At 60.2% G+C, this 18,380-nt stretch carries 15 protein-coding genes; 8 read left to right on the top strand and 7 right to left on the bottom strand.

All coding sequences use genetic code 11. The annotated features are described in order from the left end of the window. Positions 1–26 precede the first annotated feature (26 nt). The gene (locus tag AACY02_RS07985; protein WP_339431477.1) at positions 27–998 is read left to right on the top strand and encodes a CobW family GTP-binding protein; all 972 of its coding nucleotides are present in this window, start codon (positions 27–29) and stop codon (positions 996–998) included. A 1-nt stretch (position 999) separates the two neighbouring features. Here the strand turns inward: AACY02_RS07985 and AACY02_RS07990 are convergent, their stop codons facing one another. Further along, positions 1,000–1,413, bottom strand: coding sequence for a DUF3301 domain-containing protein (locus tag AACY02_RS07990; RefSeq protein WP_339431478.1), 414 nt, complete (start codon positions 1,411–1,413; stop codon positions 1,000–1,002). 117 nt (positions 1,414–1,530) lie between these two features. On the opposite strand from AACY02_RS07990, the gene pdxY reads away from it, so the two are divergent. After that, on the top strand, positions 1,531–2,403 hold the full coding sequence (gene pdxY, locus AACY02_RS07995; RefSeq protein WP_339431479.1) for a pyridoxal kinase PdxY: 873 nt from the start codon (positions 1,531–1,533) through the stop codon (positions 2,401–2,403). 135 nt (positions 2,404–2,538) lie between these two features. On the opposite strand, the gene AACY02_RS08000 is transcribed toward pdxY, so the two are convergent. Further along, positions 2,539–3,021, bottom strand: coding sequence for an acyl-CoA thioesterase (locus tag AACY02_RS08000; protein WP_007989648.1), 483 nt, complete (start codon positions 3,019–3,021; stop codon positions 2,539–2,541). Positions 3,022–3,301: 280 nt separating this feature from the next. On the opposite strand from AACY02_RS08000, the gene AACY02_RS08005 reads away from it, so the two are divergent. Further along, positions 3,302–5,065: a cation:proton antiporter gene (locus AACY02_RS08005; protein WP_339431480.1), complete on the top strand. Its 1,764-nt coding sequence runs from the start codon at positions 3,302–3,304 to the stop codon at positions 5,063–5,065. A gap of 21 nt (positions 5,066–5,086) precedes the next feature. On the opposite strand, the gene AACY02_RS08010 is transcribed toward AACY02_RS08005, so the two are convergent. The 4 genes from AACY02_RS08010 to uvrD all read right to left on the bottom strand — a co-directional run bounded on the left by AACY02_RS08010 (position 5,087) and on the right by uvrD (position 9,435). Next, entirely contained in the window at positions 5,087–5,494 is a 408-nt protein-coding gene (locus AACY02_RS08010) for an SMI1/KNR4 family protein (RefSeq protein WP_339431481.1), read from the bottom strand. Between the two features lie 138 nt (positions 5,495–5,632). After that, the gene (locus AACY02_RS08015) at positions 5,633–6,499 is read right to left on the bottom strand and encodes a Tim44 domain-containing protein (RefSeq protein ID WP_339431482.1); all 867 of its coding nucleotides are present in this window, start codon (positions 6,497–6,499) and stop codon (positions 5,633–5,635) included. A 176-nt stretch (positions 6,500–6,675) separates the two neighbouring features. Continuing rightward, the gene (locus tag AACY02_RS08020; RefSeq protein WP_339431483.1) at positions 6,676–7,116 is read right to left on the bottom strand and encodes an EamA family transporter; all 441 of its coding nucleotides are present in this window, start codon (positions 7,114–7,116) and stop codon (positions 6,676–6,678) included. A gap of 135 nt (positions 7,117–7,251) precedes the next feature. After that, positions 7,252–9,435: a DNA helicase II gene (gene uvrD / locus AACY02_RS08025; protein WP_339431484.1), complete on the bottom strand. Its 2,184-nt coding sequence runs from the start codon at positions 9,433–9,435 to the stop codon at positions 7,252–7,254. Positions 9,436–9,692: 257 nt separating this feature from the next. On the opposite strand from uvrD, the gene AACY02_RS08030 reads away from it, so the two are divergent. The 3 genes from AACY02_RS08030 (at position 9,693) to AACY02_RS08040 (ending at position 13,978) form a co-directional block, all read left to right on the top strand. Next, positions 9,693–12,566 carry a putative bifunctional diguanylate cyclase/phosphodiesterase gene (locus AACY02_RS08030; protein ID WP_339431485.1) on the top strand — a complete coding sequence of 958 codons (2,874 nt, stop codon included), beginning with the start codon at positions 9,693–9,695 and terminating at the stop codon, positions 12,564–12,566. Between the two features lie 127 nt (positions 12,567–12,693). Then, on the top strand, positions 12,694–13,560 hold the full coding sequence (gene hexR, locus AACY02_RS08035; protein ID WP_007962240.1) for a transcriptional regulator HexR: 867 nt from the start codon (positions 12,694–12,696) through the stop codon (positions 13,558–13,560). Between the two features lie 205 nt (positions 13,561–13,765). Then, entirely contained in the window at positions 13,766–13,978 is a 213-nt protein-coding gene (locus AACY02_RS08040; protein WP_221731873.1) for a PA3496 family putative envelope integrity protein, read from the top strand. Here AACY02_RS08040 and AACY02_RS08045 read toward each other — a convergent pair. Beyond that, positions 13,920–14,882: a LysR family transcriptional regulator gene (locus tag AACY02_RS08045; protein WP_339431486.1), complete on the bottom strand. Its 963-nt coding sequence runs from the start codon at positions 14,880–14,882 to the stop codon at positions 13,920–13,922. The genes AACY02_RS08040 and AACY02_RS08045 overlap by 59 nt on opposite strands. A 190-nt stretch (positions 14,883–15,072) precedes the next feature. On the opposite strand from AACY02_RS08045, the gene AACY02_RS08050 reads away from it, so the two are divergent. Together AACY02_RS08050 and oadA are read left to right on the top strand one after the other, a co-directional pair. After that, positions 15,073–16,488: an acetyl-CoA carboxylase biotin carboxylase subunit gene (locus AACY02_RS08050; protein ID WP_339431487.1), complete on the top strand. Its 1,416-nt coding sequence runs from the start codon at positions 15,073–15,075 to the stop codon at positions 16,486–16,488. Between the two features lie 11 nt (positions 16,489–16,499). Continuing rightward, positions 16,500–18,308, top strand: a complete 1,809-nt coding sequence (gene oadA / locus AACY02_RS08055) for a sodium-extruding oxaloacetate decarboxylase subunit alpha (protein WP_339431488.1) — start codon at positions 16,500–16,502, stop codon at positions 18,306–18,308. The last annotated feature ends 72 nt before the right edge of the window (positions 18,309–18,380 follow it).

Here is an 18,380-nt window from a genome sequence, read left to right on the forward strand (position 1 = left end):
TCGCTCTCCTCAGAAAATTCCCGGCCATGTTGCAGAACATTCCTACCCATGTCATCGCCGGCCCTTTGGGCGCCGGCAAGACCAGTCTGATTCGCCAGCTCATGGCGCAACGACCGGTCGGTGAACGCTGGGCCGTGCTCATCAACGAGTTCGGCCAGATCGGCCTCGACGCTGCGCTGTTGACTCGCGACGGCGATGGTATCGCACTGGGTGAAGTGGCCGGAGGCTGTTTGTGTTGCGTGAATGGTGCGCCGTTTCAGGTCGGCCTTGGACGTTTGCTGCGCAAGGCCAAACCGGATCGGCTGTTTATCGAGCCTTCCGGGCTGGGCCATCCCGCGCAGTTACTTGAACAGCTGAGCGAAGCGCCATGGCAGGGCGTACTGGCGATACAACCGTGTGTGCTGGTGCTGGATGCCCAGTCGCTCAACGCGGGGAAAGCGCTGCCGACAGCGCAACAGCAAGCGTTGGACCGTGCCGGTTTACTGTTGCTGAACAAGGCTGAAGGCCTGGATGGGAGCGCCCGCCAGAAAATAGCCAGTCAGTTGCCGCCCGTCAGGCTGATCTGGACGCAACAGGCGCAACTGCCCTTGAGCGAACTGCCAGGCCTGGCCGCGCAAGCGGTGGCGGGTGTGGATAACTGGGTCGCGCCCAAAGGGTTGGCGCAGATGCCGGCGGTCTGGAGCGATCCGACGCTACCGATTTGCCTGAGTCAGGCGCAGGAGGGCGGTTGGAGCATGGGATGGCGCTGGCATCCGAGCCAGACGTTCGATCAGCAGCGAATGGCTGTTTGGCTTCAAAGCCTTGTCTGGGCCAGGGCCAAACTGGTTATCCACAGCGCCGACGGTTGGTTTTCGGCAAATGCTCTGGATAACGCCGAGCTGACTTGGCAAACCAGTGAATGGCGAAAGGATTCGCGAATCGAGCTGATCTTCGCCGACTCGCAGAATATCGATCAACTGCAGGCAGGGTTGGCGCAGTGCCGGACTCAGGCGAGCTGACTCACGGCTTCCATTTGGTGTGTTCCTGCCGCCACTGACTCAGTTCGATCACTTCGGCGCGAGGCTTGTGGACTTCGACCACGGGCGGCGTATCGTCGAACGGCGCCGGGTAGGGTGCCAGTTCGATCTGCGCGCTGTGGGCGCCAAACTGGGTGATGGTGCCGTTGTGGCGGGTTTCGCCGGTCACCGTGAATTCGAAGGTGTACACCCGCGCCAGACGTCGGCGACCGTTGGCGTCCTTGATCAAGCCGATCTTCTTGAGCGCAACGTTGCCGTCGAGCAACTCGACGCGCACGTTCAGGCAATGCTGCTTGACCCGCTCCAGCGCTCGCTCGCGCAAGCCGTGGTTGTGCCAAAGCCACGCGCCGGCAGCGGCAAACAGCATCAACACAAAGATGTTTTCGAGGGTCAGCATCAACATCAAACTCCAAAAGATGGCGTCAGCTTAACTGCGTCGCCGGTCTGTCGTACAGACTGCGTTTCGTCGCATACTGCGCGGCTTGAATTTCAATCGTTTTACGGAAAAACCCGAATGAAACGTACGCCTCATCTGCTCGCCATTCAGTCCCATGTGGTGTTTGGCCACGCCGGTAACAGTGCAGCGGTTTTCCCGATGCAGCGGGTCGGGGTGAATGTCTGGCCACTCAACACCGTGCAGTTCTCCAACCACACCCAATACGGTCAGTGGGCTGGTGAAGTGCTGTCGCCTCAGCAGATTCCCGAACTGGTCGAAGGCATCGCTGCGATTGGCGAACTGGGCAACTGCGATGCGGTGCTCTCGGGGTATCTGGGCAGCGCCGCACAGGGGCGGGCGATTCTCAGCGGCGTTGCGCGCATCAAATCGGTCAACCCGAAGGCGCTTTATCTGTGTGATCCGGTGATGGGGCACCCGCAGAAGGGGTGCAGCGTGCCGACGGAGGTCAGCGACTTCTTGTTGGAAGAGGCGGCCGCGGTGGCGGACATTATGTGTCCGAACCAACTGGAACTGGACAGCTTCTCCGGGCGCAAGCCGCAGTCCTTGTTCGATTGCCTGGCGATGGCGCGGGCATTGTTGGCGCGCGGGCCGAAAGCGGTGCTGGTCAAACATCTGGATTACCCGGGTAAACCGGCGGATGGCTTCGAGATGTTGTTGGTGACTGCCGAGGGCAGTTGGCATCTGCGCCGTCCATTGCTGGCGTTCCCGCGCCAGCCGGTGGGCGTGGGCGATCTGACGTCCGGTCTGTTCCTGGCGCGGGTGCTGCTGGGCGACAGCCTGGTGGCCGCGTTCGAATTCACGGCGGCGGCGGTGCATGAAGTGTTGCTGGAGACTCAGGCGAGCGCCAGTTACGAACTGCAACTGGTGCGGGCGCAGGACCGAATTGCGCATCCGCGAGTTAAGTTCGAGGCTACGGCGATCAGTCTGTAAGACCGCATCGCGCCCATTCGCGAGCAAGCCCGCTCCCACATTCGACCGCGTTCTCATGGGAGCGCTGCGATTAAATGCAGGAGCGGGCTTGCTCGCGAAGGCTATCTGTAAAGCGACATCGTCCCAAAGGATCGATCAGGCGTCGCCCTTGATGTCCTGGTAACGCTTCTCCAGCTCCTGACGAATCTGCCGGCGCTGCTGGGCCTGCATGTAACGACGCTTGTCTTCACTGTTCTGGGGTTGCAGTGGCGGCACGGGCGCCGGCTTGCGCTGATCATCCACCGCGACCATGGTGAAGAAGCAACTGTTGGTGTGGCGCACCGAGCGTTCGCGGATGTTCTCGGTCACCACTTTGATGCCGACTTCCATCGACGTGTTGCCGGTGTAGTTGACCGAGGCGAGGAACGTCACCAGTTCGCCGACATGGATCGGCTCGCGGAAAATCACCTGATCCACCGACAGGGTCACCACATAGCGGCCGGCATAGCGGCTCGCGCAGGCGTAGGCCACTTCGTCGAGGTATTTGAGCAGGGTGCCGCCGTGGACATTGCCTGAGAAGTTGGCCATGTCGGGGGTCATCAGTACCGTCATCGACAGCTGGGCGTTTCCGGGTTCCATAACGTTCTCACGGATCAAGGCTGGATTGCTGGAAGCACCTCTGCGGGTGCCTGGTCACTTTTCAAAAGTGCCGTTATCGGGACGCCGGGCGACAGGTCGCCGTCACGCCGGGATCGTTCTGTTTCCATATATTGCACTGCCTTCCAGCCTGAAGTCGCGGTGCTACCCTGCAAAAACCCGCGTAAAAAGGCCGTTCCCACAACAAAAGCGGATTTTTCCGAGCACGCTCAGACCTCTCTGGCGTCTGACTGCGCGCTTGGCCAATCAAGGAGCCCACGCCATGCATGCCATCAGCTTTATTCAGGATCTGGCGGTGATCATGTTGGTCGCAGGCGTGGTAACTGTCCTGTTTCACCGGTTCAAGCAACCGGTGGTGCTCGGTTACATCGTTGCCGGTTTCATCATCGGCCCACACACCCCGCCGTTCGGCTTCATCCACGACGAAGAAACGATCAAGACCCTCGCCGAACTGGGGGTGATTTTTCTGATGTTCTGCCTGGGCCTTGAGTTCAGCCTGCGCAAGCTGTTCAAGGTCGGCGCCACGGCGTTTATCGCGGCGTTCCTCGAAATCGTCCTGATGATCTGGATCGGCTATGAGATTGGTCGCTGGTTTGACTGGAGCACCATGGACTCGCTGTTTCTCGGCGCGATCCTGGCGATCTCCTCGACCACCATCATCGTCAAGGCGCTCAATGATCTGAAAATGAAGAACGAGCGCTTCGCGCAGTTGATCTTCGGTGTGTTGATCGTCGAAGACATCCTCGGCATCGGCATTATTGCCCTGCTGTCGAGCATCGCCGTCAGCGGCACGGTGAGCTCCGGCGAAGTGTTCTCCACGGTCGGCAAGCTGTCGCTGTTCATGATTGTTGCGCTGGTGATCGGCATTCTGTTGGTGCCACGCTTGCTGGCTTACGTCGCCAAATTCGAAAGCAACGAGATGCTGCTGATCACCGTGCTGGGCCTGTGTTTCGGCTTTTGCCTGCTGGTCGTGAAGCTCGAATACAGCATGGTGCTGGGCGCATTCCTGATCGGCGCAATCATGGCCGAGTCACGGCAACTGCTGAAAATCGAACGGCTGATCGAGCCGATTCGTGATCTGTTCAGCGCGATCTTCTTTGTGGCCATCGGCCTGATGCTCGACCCGATGATCCTGCTGCAATATGCGTGGCCGATTGCGGTCATCACCGTCGCCGTGGTGCTGGGCAAGATGCTGTCCTGCGGCCTCGGCGCCTTTATCGCCGGCAATGACGGACGCACCTCACTGCGGGTAGGGATGGGGCTGTCACAGATTGGCGAATTTTCCTTCATTATCGCGGCACTGGGCATGACCTTGCAGGTGACCAGTCACTTCCTTTATCCGGTTGCCGTGGCAGTGTCGGTGATCACTACACTGCTGACGCCTTATCTGATTCGCGCCGCTGATCCGCTGTCGATCAAGCTGTCTGCCGCCATGCCGCAACGTCTCTCGCGAGTGTTCGGGATGTATGGCGAATGGCTGCGCAGCATTCAGCCGCAAGGCGAGGGCGCGATGCTGGCAGCGATGATTCGGCGAATTCTGTTACAGGTCGGGGTCAATCTGGCGCTGGTGATTGCGATCTTCTTTAGCGGGGCGTTCTTTGCCGGACGTCTGTCGGTCTGGATGCAGGAGTGGATCAGCGATCCGAGCTGGCAGAAAGCATTGATCTGGGGTGGAGCGCTGCTGGTGTCGCTGCCGTTCTTGATTGCGGCGTACCGCAAGCTCAAGGCGCTGTCGATGTTGCTGGCGGAGATGGGCGTGAAGCCGCAGATGGCTGGGCGTCACACGCAGCGAGTGCGCCGGGTGATCTGCGAAGTGATCCCGATTCTCTCGCTGCTGGTGATTTTTCTGCTGCTGGCAGCCTTGTCGGCCAGTATTCTGCCGACCAACAAGTTGCTGGTGCTGATCGCCGTGGTCGCGGCCGCCGTGGCGGCGCTGCTCTGGCGCTGGTTCATCCGCGTGCACACGCGGATGCAGGTGGCCTTGCTGGAAACCCTCGACAATCACAAGGAGTCGTCGGGGCACTGATCACCCGGGGCGCTTGGCCGATCAGCTTTCCAGCCAGACGTCCCGCGCCCAGTGCCACACCGATTCCCAGGTTTCTTCGGCAACCAGCTCTTCTTCGGCCTGCCACAGCACCACTGTGCCGTCTTCCTCGACACAGTAGTAGTCGTCGCCGTCCTGACAGATCGGGATCAGGCTGCGATCAACACCGACATCCCAGGCGTTGGCGGCAACCTCCGGCAAGTAAGTGTGGGATTGTGGGTCGGTCACGGTCACAGGTTCCAGGCTGCCGTAAACCACATCGCTGACGGTCAGCAAAAACTCTTTGAAGACAAACGGAATATCGATGAACAGTTGTTCTTCGATTTCGACCAGCAGATCTTCGTCAGGCAACTCCAATGGAACCGGTACGGGTTCGTTGGCTTCGCGCAGTTGTTCGATGATTTCTTCCACGTCCGGGATCCTCTTGCTTGAATGGCGCGGTTTATATGGGCCGGTTTATACAGTAGCTCGCTATAGATGCAACCGTGAAATAGAAAAACCCCGGACGAGTCCAGGGTTTTCATAAGCGCATGCTTGACGCAGAGGGTATCAGCCGTTCTGGCGGATACCGGCGACCAGCCAAGGCTGGTTGTCGCCCTGCGGACGTTCCATGTTCCAGCTTTCGCTGAACACTTCGCCCTGGTCGAAACGCGAAGTCTTCGACACACCGCTGAAAGTCAGGGTGGCGATAGTCTTGTCGGCACGGTCATCGACGCCGTCCAGTTGCACCTGGAGGTTGTCGATGTAGGTCGACTGGAACGCGTCGCCCAGATCCGCACGCTCACGCTTGAGGAACTCGAGCATTTGCGGGGTCACGAACTCGGCGATCTTGTCCATTTCGTTGGCATCCCAGTGCTGCTGCAGCGACTGGAAGTGGCTGCGCGCAGCTTCAAGGAAGTTCTGTTCGTTGAACCAGGCCGGCGCGTTGATTACCGGACGGGCGGCAGCCGGTGCAGCCGAACCACCGAAGATCGAACCCATGGCCGCAGGCTTTTGCTCGAACGTTTCACGCTGCATCGGCGCGCCGGCCGGAGCGAATTGCTCTTGCTGCTTGCGGCGACGAGCGGCGATGAAACGGAAGATCACGAACGCGATCAAGCCCATGATCAGGATGTCGAAGATCTGCATGCCCTGGAAGCCGCCGCCCATGAACATGGATGCGAGCAGGCCACCGGCGGCAATGCCGGCCAGAGGGCCGAGCCAGCGCGAAGCACCGCCGGCCTTGGCAGCGGCGCCAGCGGCACCGGCAGTCGCCGCAGCGCCGCCCATGCCTGAGGAAGAGGGAGCCATCTGGCTGGTCTGGTGCGTCGGCGCAGCGCCGGCGCTTTTGCCACCACCAAAGCGCTTGGCGTTGGCGTCGAGGCTCATCGTCAGGCCGATGCACAACGCCATGGCGATGCTAAGAAAACGTTTCATAAAGGGAATACCCGTTTGTGGAGACACGCGCGCCATGTTGCACAGCTGAAGTGTTACTGGCTAGCGAGAGAGTGTTTCGGGCTTTTGCCTGACAGGTTACGTTCAGCTTGGTCCAGGCAATAAGGCTATGTACTTTTGTCTGTAGGAAATCGGGATGGGTTCAGTGAGAAATTTGCTCAGCGACGAAACGCCAGCATCACCACACCGGCCGTAATCAGACCGACTCCACCCCATTGACGCAGGTCGAGTTTCTCGCCCAGCAGGATCACGCCGAGCACTGCCACCAGCACCACGCTGAGCTTGTCGACTGTAGCCACCAGCGAGGCCGGGCCGACCTTTAGCGCCCGGAAATAGCACAGCCAAGATGCGCCGGTGCCCAGGCCGGATAACAGCAGGAACAGATAGCTCTTGGCGGATATTGATCCCAATGACTGATATTGGCCCGTGGCGTACAAAATCAAGGCCAGGCTGACCAGTACCACGATGGTGCGCAGGAGGGTGGCGAAGTCGGAATTGACGTTTTCGATGCCGACTTTAGCGAAGATCGCCGTCAACGCGGCAAAAGTGGCCGAGAGCAGTGCCCAGAATGTCCAGGAGGGAAAGAAGCCTGAGCCCATGTGGCTATCCCGATGATTAGCGCCAGCCCCTGTGGGGCGCGAGCTTGCTCGCGATCAGGGCGTGTCAGTCAACGCAGTGTTGAATGAAAGACCGCTTTCGCGAGCAAGCCCGCTCCCTCAGGGACGCCGTAAGGCTTATATGGCTTCGAGCTTCGCGTAGCCCAACATCAGCCACTTGCTGCCTTCGCCGAAATTCACCTGCACCCTGGCCTGAGCGCCGGCGCCTTCGAAATTCAGGATCACCCCGTCGCCAAAGATCGAGTGACGCACGGTCTGGCCGAGGCTGAAGCCGGTTTCCGGAATTTCGCTGCCGCTGAACAGGTTGCTGCCACTCATCGACTGGTTGCCGCCAAATGGTCGGCTGACGCTGTTCGACAAGCGCACTTCCTGAATCAGACCCTTCGGCACTTCTCGTACGAAACGCGACACCTTGTTGTAGGTTTCGCTGCCGTACAGGCGTCGGGTTTCAGCATAGGTCATCACCAGATTCTGCATCGCCCGGGTGATACCGACATAGGCCAGACGCCGTTCTTCCTCAAGGCGTCCCGGTTCTTCCAGGCTCATCTTGTGCGGGAACAGGCCTTCTTCCATACCCACCAGGAACACGTAAGGGAATTCCAGGCCTTTGGCGCTGTGCAGGGTCATCAACTGAATGCTGTCTTCATGCTCATCGGCCTGAGTGTCGCCGGCCTCTAGCGAAGCGTGGCCGAGGAATGCCGCCAGTGGTGACAGTTCTTCGTCTTCTTCGGTGGTCTCGAAGTTGCGTGCAGCGCTGACCAGTTCTTCAAGGTTTTCCACCCGGGCCTGGCCTTTCTCGCCTTTTTCCGCTTCGTGATAGGCGATGAGGCCGGATTGCTCGATGACGGTCTGCGTCATCAGATGCAGCGGCATCTCCATGCATTTGGCGGCGAGGTTCTCGATCAGCTCGATAAACGCCCCCAACGCGCCAGCCGCCCGACCGGTCAGGCCTTTATTGGCGACCAGTTGGCGCATGGCTTCCCACATCGACACATCGCTGTGGCGCGCATGCTCGCGGATTGCTTCGACGGTTTTCTCGCCGATGCCGCGGGCCGGGACGTTGATCACCCGCTCCAGTGCCGCATCGTTGCCGCGACCTTCCAGCAAGCGCAGATAGGCCATGGCGTTTTTGATTTCCGCCCGCTCGAAGAAGCGCTGGCCGCCGTAAATGCGATACGGAATGCGTTCGCGCAGCAAGGCTTCTTCCAGAACGCGCGATTGGGCATTGGAGCGGTACAGAATCGCGATATCGCTGCGTGCCAGGCCGGTTTTCAGCGCACTTTCGATGGTTTCGACAACGTAGCGTGCTTCGTCGTGTTCATTGAACGCGGCGTACAGATTGATCGCCTCGCCATCGCCGCCGTCGGTCCACAGCTCTTTACCCAGGCGTCCGGTGTTGTTGGCGATCAGGGCGTTGGCGGCCTTTAGGATGCCGGCGGTGGAGCGGTAGTTCTGCTCCAGGCGAATGGTCACCGAATCCGGGAAGTCGGAGGAGTACTGATGAATGTTTTCGATTTTCGCGCCGCGCCAGCCGTAGATCGACTGGTCGTCATCGCCAACCACCATCAGGCTGTCGCCGCCCTTGCCCAGCAGACGCAACCAGGCGTACTGCACGGCGTTGGTGTCCTGGAATTCGTCCACCAGAATGTGCCGGAAACGCTTCTGATAATGCGCCAACAGGCCCGGATGATCGCGCCACAGGTCGAGTGCGCGCAGCAGCAGCTCAGAGAAGTCGATGACGCCGGCACGCAGGCAAGCCGCCTCGTAGGCCTCATAGATGCTGCGCATGGTTGCCAGGTACAGATCGCCGCTGGCCTGAATGTGTTTGGGACGCAGACCTTCGTCTTTCTGCCCATTGATGAACCACTGGGCCTGACGGGCCGGCCAGCGTTGTTCGTCCAGACCCAGCTCGCGAATCACTCGCTTGACCAGCCGCTGCTGATCGTCGCTGTCGAGAATCTGGAAAGTCTGGCTCAAGCCCGCTTCCTGCCAGTGTGCCCGCAGCAAGCGGTGCGCCAGGCCGTGGAAGGTGCCGACCCACATGCCCGCCGGGTTGATACCCAGCAACTGCTCGATGCGATGACGCATCTCGGCAGCGGCCTTGTTGGTGAAGGTCACCGACAAAATGGAGTGGGGCGAGGCGTTTTCGACCTGGATCAACCAGGCGATACGGTGCACCAGCACTCGGGTTTTACCGGAGCCAGCACCGGCCAGGACCAACTGACGGCCAACGGGGGCCGCTACGGCCTGGCGTTGGGCATCGTTGAGGGAGTTCAGCAGAAGGGAGAGATCATCGCGCATCGGGGCATTCTAGGGCGCGCCGCAGGCCCGGGCAAACCGAGCTTTGCATTAGCCGATGAAAGTCCTGCCAGTGACGACCGGTCGGTCACTGCCTACAGGCGTCAGCCCGCCTCGCTTTGCGGGTTTTTTCAGTGGCGAGGGGGCGAAAAGTTTCCGTGAAATTATGATCTGGAGCAGTTTGGCAACAGGATCGGCTTGTGTATGCTCCGTCCACGTTTCGGGCGCACGCCCTCCTTATAAGAACAAGAACGTTGCCCATGACCCTCAGCTCCGAACTGTCGGGCCCCTCTGTGGAACCCCGGGTTATTCGCCGGCATTACGCCACCGAAATGGCGGTCGAGCGCACACGCCTGCTGTATCAGGGCTCTTTATTGCCCACGCTGTTCATGTTGATCAATGGTCTGGTCTGCGCCGGTTTGCTCTGGAGCCCGCAGCGTTACTTCGTGGTCAGCGTCTGGCTGGTGTGGTTGCTGTTGCTGGTCGCATTACGGGTGATTCAGGTGGCCGCGTTCGATTCGGCGATTCCCCATCGTCAAGCCCAGCCGATCTGGTTCCGGATGTTCCTGATCGGCTCGACCATGACCGGCCTGACCCTGGCCGGGGCTGGCATCGCTCTGGTGCCGGCCGACAATTTCATGCAGCAAGCCTGGGTGTTCGGCCTGATCGGCGCCGCGACCCTCTCGGCCAGTGTTGCCTATGCCGTGAGCCTGCCGGCGTTCTTGTCCTTTACCTTGCCGTGCCTGCTGCCGGCGATCGGTTTTCTGTTCTGGGGCGGCGATGAGCAGGCGCGCGGCTGGGGTTGGCTGGGGCTGATCCTGCTGGGTTCGCTGAGCGTGGTGGCGTGGCAGGTCAATCGTCTGATCGATCGCGGTTTGCTGCGACGCTTCCAGAATCAGCACCTGATCGAACACCTGCAACAGACGCAGTCGCGCAGCGAGCAACTCAATCAGGAGCTGGCCAGGGAAATCGAGCACCGTCGCTGTGCCGAGGGCCAATTGCGCGAAGCGCAGGTCGAACTGGAAGACCGCGTCGCCCAGCGCAGTCGTGAACTGGACGCCGCTAACCAGGCGTTGAGCAAAAGCGAGGCGCGCCTGGCACTGGCGTTGAAAGCCAGTGAGTTGGGGCTGTGGGACTGGAATCTGCAAACCGACGAAGTCCATCACACGCAGATTCAGGAGCTGTTCGGCCTCGCCCCGGAATACGTCACAGCGATCCTGCGCGACCTCAAGCCGCGGCTGCACCCGCAAGACCTGCCGGTGCTCAAACACGCGCTGATCGAGCATTTGAAGGGCCGCACCGAGGACTACCAGATCGAATACCGCGTGCGTCACGGCGACGGCCACTGGGTGTGGATCGAGGACCGTGGTCGCGCCGTTGAGCGCAGCGAGAGCGGGCGGGTGATCCGCATGCTCGGCACGCGCCGCGACATCAGCGCCAGTAAACACCTTGAAGAACAGCAGCGACTGGCGGCGACCGTGTTTGAAGCGGCCAGCGAAGGCATCGTGATTCTCGATCCGAACTACGCGCTGATCGCGATCAATCAGGCCTTCAGTCGGGTCACGGGGTACGACATCGACGACATGCTGGGGCGTAACGTCGTCGAGTTGCCGTGCAGCCGCGATGCCCGCCGCCATTACGTTGCGATCCGCCATGCGCTGGAACAGCACGGCAGTTGGCAGGGCGAACTGGTGGAGACCCGCAAGAACGGTGAGCTGTATCCGCAGTGGCTACAACTTAACGCGGTGCGCGATAGTCGGGGAAATGTCAGCCATATCGTGGGCTTTTTCGCCGATCTGTCAGCACGGCGCGAATCCGAAGAGCGCATGCGTTATCTGGCCCATTACGACGAACTCACAGGTCTGGCCAACCGCTCGCTGTTCCGCGAACGCCTGCACGAAGCGCATCAACGGGTGCGGCAGGGCGGGCGACGCAGTCTGGCGCTGCTGCACATCAATCTGGATCGCTTCAAACTGCTCAATGACAGTCTGGGTCACGAAATCGCTGACCAGTTGCTGCAAAAAATGGCGCGACGGTTGGTTAATGCCTTACCGGAAGCCGACACCATTGCCCGGTTGTCCGGCGACGAATTTGCGGTGCTCTTCGATGCCTACGGCAACCTGTCGAGTCTGGCCCGAGTGGCCACGCGATTGGCGGCCAAACTGCGCCTGCCGCTGACGGTCGAAGGCCATGAGTTGGTGGTCAGTGCATCGATGGGCATCAGCATGTTGCCGGACAATGCGCGGGAGATTTCCGCGCTGCTCAGTCAGTCGAACATGGCCATGCAACATGCCAAACATTTGGGCGGCAACAACTTCCAGTTTTATACCGACAGCTTGCAGGCCAGCACCCTTGAGCGCTTGCAACTGGAAAACCAGTTGCGCAAAGCCATCGAAGAGCAGCAGTTGAAGGTGTTCTACCAGCCCAAGCTGTGCCTGGAGACCGGACGCCTGAATGCGGCGGAAGCGCTGGTGCGCTGGGATCATCCAACCATGGGCCGAGTGCCGCCGGGGGATTTCATCGGTCTGGCCGAAGAAACCGGGCTGATCGGGCCGATCGGCGAATTCGTGCTGCGCCAGGCCTGCTGGCAGGCGTGCGAATGGCAGCGTCAGGGGCTGGCGCCGATCCGTGTTTCGGTGAACCTGTCGGTGCACCAGTTGCGCCAAGGCAAACTGGTCAGTCTGGTGCGCCAGGTGCTGGAAGAAACCGGGCTGGCGCCGCACTACCTCGAACTGGAACTGACCGAGAGCCAGTTGCTCGACAGCGTCGAACACATCATCGCGACCTTCCAGCAACTGCGCGATCTGGGGGTGAAACTGGCGATTGATGATTTCGGCACAGGCTATTCGTCGCTCAGTTACCTCAAGCGCATCCCGGTGGATTACGTGAAGATCGATCAGGCGTTTATCCGGGGTTTGGGGGAGGGCAGTGAAGACGCGGCGATCACCCGGGCGATCATCGCCATGGCCCATGGGTTGTCGCTGAAAGTGGTGGCCGAGGGGGTCGAGCGGCAGGAGCAACTGGAATTTTTGCGTGCCGAGCATTGTGATGAAGTGCAAGGCTATCTGATCAGTCGACCGGTGGAAGCTGCCGATCTGGCCGGGCTTTTGCGCGAACAGGACAATACGTTTTAAGGGCTACATGTATGCCATCGCGCCTGATATGGGGGCATGGAGTTACGCATTGAGCAGGCAAAAAGCCGATTCATGTAGTATAACTACAAGCTTGCTACATCCCCGACCATAAGAAGAGTCCAGCCCCGTGAATCTGCTGCAACACATCGCCCAATCACGTCACCTGTTACGCAAGTCGGAGCTCAAGGTCGCCGACCACGTGCTGCTTGACCCTGCGGCGGTGATGCACAGTTCCATGGCCGACCTGGCCCACAGCGTCGGCATCAGCGAGCCAACCATCGTGCGTTTTTGCCGTGCCATCGGTTGCTCCGGGTTTCAGGATCTGAAACTCAAACTGGCGCAGAGCCTGGCCGCCGGTGCCAGTTTCGGCCAGTTCGCGATCCATGAGGACGACTCGGTCGCCGATTACAGCCTGAAGATTTTCGACACGACGTTGCACACCCTGATGGAGGTTCGCGAGAAGCTCGATCCGGTGGAACTGCAGCGCGCAGTGACGCTGATGTCCCAGGCCCAGCGCGTCGAGTTCTATGGCTTTGGCGCATCGGGCGCCGTGGCGGCGGACGCGCAGCACAAGTTCTTCCGCTTGCTGCTGACGGCGGCGGCGTATTCCGACCCGCACATGCAAGCGATGTCGGCGGTGACGTTGAAGCCGACCGACGTGGCGATCTGCATTTCCCAGTCCGGGCGTTCGAAGGATTTGCTGATTACTGCCAACCTGGTGCGCGAGAGCGGCGCGTCACTGATCACGTTGTGCCCGAGCCAGACGCCGTTGGCTGAATTGTCCACGGTCAATCTGGCGATCGATGTGCATGAAGACACCGAAATCTATACGCCGCTGACTTCGCGCATTGCGCATCTGGTGGTCATCGACGTCTTGGCGATGGGCGTGGCCATGGCGCGGGGGCCGAGTCTGGTCAACCACCTCAAGAGCGTGAAGCGCAGCCTGCGCAGCTTGCGGCTCTCACCAAAAGCTGTGAAAGCCTTAGACGACTAAAGCAAGGTCGCGCCCACATTTGATCCCCAGGACACAAGAGGTGTGTTCGCGGCAGATCCACTGTGGGAGCGGGCTTGCTCGCGAAGGCATTCCCTAAAACACCCTCGCCCTGCGAAACTTTCATCGCACTGTCATCCCCGCGAAGCCAAACCGTCATCCCCCGCGCCTATCGTGAAACTCCCGTACTCGCCTTGGGAGACTCGAAATGGCTCAGCCCTACGAAGAACGCAACAGCGCAGCGAAAACCCGTCGTCAGCAGGAAGATCAGCGCCGCATGGAATTTCGCCGTGCCATCGAAGATCGCTTCGAACTCCGCCAGCTTCAGGCCCAGATCGGAGATTTTCCCGAGGAAGGCAAACTCAACTACTGGCACGCGGCACCGGCAGCTTCCCGTCGAAGCGTTCAACCAGCGCGCTGATCTGTGCCCGTTCGCTGCGGATAAACGCCAGGAAGGCGTGTGCCACCGGTGACAGCCGTTTGGCTTTGGCTTGCACCAGGCACCAACTGCGAAACAGTGGCAACTCTTCGACCGGCAGCTCGACCAGGCCACCGGTCGCCAGCTCCAGGTTCAGGGCGTGGCGCGTCAACAGCGCCACGCCCAGGCCCGCCACCACGCATTCGCGCTGAGCTTCGGCCGAGGCCACTTCCTGAGTCTGGGTGAAGTGCACGCGTTTCTCTTTGAAGTATTCCTCGCAGGCCAGTCGTGTACCTGAGCCCGGTTCGCGGATCAGCAAGGTGTAAGGCTCCAGATCCTGCAAGCGCAACGTCCCCAAGTGCGCCAGCGGATGATCCGGGCGGGCCACGGCAACAATCGGGTTGTTGAGGAATGGCAGGAACTCCAGGCCCATGTCCTGAGGCACCATCGACATGATCACCAGGTCGTCACGGTTATCCGAGAGGCGCCGAATGACCTGGCCACGGTTGACCACGGTCAGTTGCAGGTTCACCTCCGGGTGCTGACGCTTGAAGGCGGCGAACAGGTGCGGTACGAAATACTTGGCGCTGGATTCCACGGCCAGTTTCAGTTGGCCTTGCAGTGAACCCTGCATGTCCGACAGCTGCATATCGAGGTTTTCCAGGCGCCCGAAAATGTCCCGGCTGGCGCGCTGCAGAGCTTCGGCGGCTTCGGTCATGTAGAGTTTTTTGCCGACGTAATCGAATAATGGCTGCCCGATCAGCTCCTCGAGCTGACGAATCTGAAGGCTGACGGCCGGTTGCGTGAGAGACATTTCATCCGCCGCGCGGCTGTAGGAGCGCAAATCACACACTTCGTTGAAGATCTGCAATTGACGCAATGTCATACGCATCAGGGACTTACGCATTTTTTACAGGCTCTGAAGGCTGGCGAGTGCTTCAACTATAAGTCTTTGCTTATGCCTGACCCAATTTTTATTCATTTTTGTTAATTCCTTTCGAGCGCTAGTGTGGAGTCGCGACTAAATTGAAACATTTGGTCACGCGTCGACCTGGGTCTAGCAGGTCGTGGTGCCACCGGCTCAAGGGAACCTCCAAGTGATAACAAAGATCCTGATCGCCAACCGTGGTGAGATTGCCGTACGAATCGTGCGAGCCTGCGCCGAAATGGGCATTCGCTCGGTTGCGATTTTTTCCGACGCCGACCGCCATGCCTTGCATGTGAAGCGTGCGGACGAGGCCTACAGCATCGGTGCGGAGCCACTGGCCGGTTATCTGAACCCGCGCAAACTGGTGAACCTGGCGGTTGAAACCGGTTGCGATGCACTGCACCCCGGTTACGGTTTCCTTTCGGAAAACGCTGAACTGGCAGACATCTGCGCCGAACGCGGTATTAAATTCATTGGCCCCTCGGCAGAAGTCATCCGCCGCATGGGCGACAAGACCGAAGCGCGCCGCAGCATGATCAAGGCCGGCGTACCGGTCACCCCAGGCACCGAAGGCAACGTATCGGGTATTGAAGAAGCCCTCACTGAAGGCGACCGCATCGGCTACCCGGTAATGCTCAAAGCCACTTCCGGTGGCGGTGGCCGCGGTATCCGGCGCTGCAACAGCCGCGAAGAACTCGAACAGAACTTCCCTCGCGTTATCTCCGAAGCCACCAAGGCCTTCGGTTCGGCGCAAGTGTTCCTGGAAAAATGCATCGTCAATCCCAAGCACATCGAAGCGCAGATCCTCGGCGACAGCTTTGGCAACGTGGTGCACCTGTTCGAGCGTGACTGCTCGATCCAGCGCCGCAACCAGAAGCTGATCGAAATCGCCCCGAGCCCGCAACTGACCCCGGAACAGCGCGCCTACATCGGCGACCTGTCGGTGCGTGCGGCCAAGGCTGTGGGCTATGAGAATGCTGGCACCGTGGAGTTTCTGCTCGCCGAGGGCGAGGTGTACTTCATGGAGATGAACACCCGGGTGCAGGTGGAGCACACCATCACCGAAGAAATCACCGGGATCGACATCGTCCGTGAGCAGATTCGCATCGCTTCCGGCCTGCCGCTGTCGGTGAAGCAGGAAGACATTCAGCACCGTGGTTTTGCGTTGCAGTTTCGCATCAACGCCGAAGACCCGAAAAACAACTTCCTGCCGAGCTTCGGCAAGATCACTCGTTACTACGCCCCGGGTGGCCCGGGCGTGCGTACCGACACGGCGATCTACACCGGCTACACCATTCCGCCTTACTACGACTCCATGTGCCTGAAGCTGGTTGTGTGGGCACTGACCTGGGAAGAGGCGATGGACCGTGGCCTGCGCGCACTCGACGACATGCGTCTGCAAGGCGTGAAGACCACTGCCGCGTACTACCAGGAAATCCTGCGCAACCCGGAATTCCGTAGCGGCCAGTTCAATACCAGCTTCGTTGAAAGCCATCCTGAACTGACCAACTACTCGATCAAGCGCAAACCCGAAGAGCTGGCCCTGGCCATCGCCGCCGCCATCGCCGCCCACGCAGGCCTGTGAGGAATAGAACAATGACCAAAAAGATTTTTGTAACCGACACCATCCTGCGCGACGCCCACCAATCGCTGCTCGCCACCCGCATGCGCACCGAAGACATGCTGCCGATCTGCGACAAGCTCGACAAAGTCGGCTACTGGTCGCTGGAATGCTGGGGCGGCGCGACCTTCGACGCCTGCGTACGCTTTCTGAAAGAAGACCCGTGGGAGCGCCTGCGCCAACTGCGCGCCGCGCTGCCTAACACGCGTCTGCAAATGCTCCTGCGCGGGCAGAACCTGCTCGGCTACCGCCACTACAGCGACGACGTGGTCAAAGCCTTCGTCGCCAAGGCCGCAGTCAACGGTATCGACGTGTTCCGCATCTTCGACGCGATGAACGACGTGCGTAACTTGCGCGTGGCCATCGAAGCGGTGAAAGCGGCGGGCAAACATGCCCAGGGCACCATCGCTTACACCACCAGCCCGGTGCACACCATCGACGCCTTTGTGGCGCAGGCCAAGCAAATGGAAGCCATGGGTTGCGACTCGGTGGCGATCAAGGACATGGCCGGTCTGCTGACCCCGTACGCCACGGGTGAGTTGGTCAGGGCGTTGAAAGCCGAACAGTCGCTGCCCGTGTTCATCCACTCCCACGACACGGCCGGTCTGGCTGCCATGTGCCAGCTCAAGGCAATCGAAAACGGTGCCGACCACATCGACACCGCAATCTCCAGCTTCGCCTCGGGCACCAGCCATCCGGGCACCGAGTCGATGGTCGCCGCTCTTAAAGGCACCGAGTACGACACCGGTCTGAACCTTGAACTGCTGCAAGAGATCGGTCTGTACTTCTATGCCGTGCGCAAGAAGTACCACCAGTTTGAAAGCGAATTCACAGCGGTCGACACTCGCGTTCAAGTCAACCAGGTGCCGGGCGGGATGATCTCCAACCTCGCCAACCAGTTGAAAGAGCAGGGCGCCCTGAACCGCATGGCCGAAGTGCTGGCGGAAATCCCGCGTGTGCGTGAGGACCTCGGCTACCCACCGCTGGTGACCCCGACTTCGCAGATCGTCGGCACTCAGGCGTTCTTCAACGTGCTGGCCGGCGAGCGCTACAAGACCATCACCAACGAAGTGAAGCTGTATTTGCAGGGTGGCTACGGCAAAGCGCCGGGCGTGGTCAACGAGAAACTGCGTCGTCAGGCCATCGGCAGCGAAGAAGTGATCGACGTACGTCCGGCCGATCTGCTCAAGCCGGAAATGACCAAGCTGCGAGCCGATATCGGCGCACTGGCCAAGTCCGAAGAAGACGTGTTGACCTTCGCCATGTTCCCGGAAATCGGTCGCAAGTTCCTCGAAGAGCGAGCCGCCGGCACCCTCACGCCGGAGGTGCTGTTGCCGATTCCTGAAGCCGGCAAAGTCGCGTCGTCGGGCGGCGAAGGTGTGCCGACCGAGTTCGTCATCGACGTTCACGGCGAAACCTACCGCGTCGACATCACCGGTGTTGGCGTCAAGGCTGAAGGCAAGCGTCACTTCTACCTGTCCATCGACGGCATGCCGGAAGAAGTGGTGTTCGAACCGCTCAACGAATTCGTCGGCGGTGGCAGCAGCAAGCGCAAGCAAGCCTCGGCGCCGGGCCACGTCAGCACCACCATGCCGGGCAACATCGTCGACGTGCTGGTCAAGGAGGGCGATACCGTCAAGGCCGGCCAAGCGGTGTTGATTACCGAAGCCATGAAGATGGAAACCGAAGTCCAGGCCGCTGTTGCCGGTAAGGTCACGGCGATTCATGTGGCCAAGGGCGACCGGGTCAATCCGGGTGAAATCCTGATCGAGATCGAAGGCTGAGATAACAGCCTCGGTACAACGCTTTAAACCTCGGGGGGGCATGTGCTCCCCTTTTTTTCGTCCGGGTTTTGA

The sequence above is a fragment of the Pseudomonas sp. EA_65y_Pfl2_P78 genome (assembly GCF_963970495.1).
Classification (GTDB): domain Bacteria; phylum Pseudomonadota; class Gammaproteobacteria; order Pseudomonadales; family Pseudomonadaceae; genus Aquipseudomonas; species Aquipseudomonas baetica_A.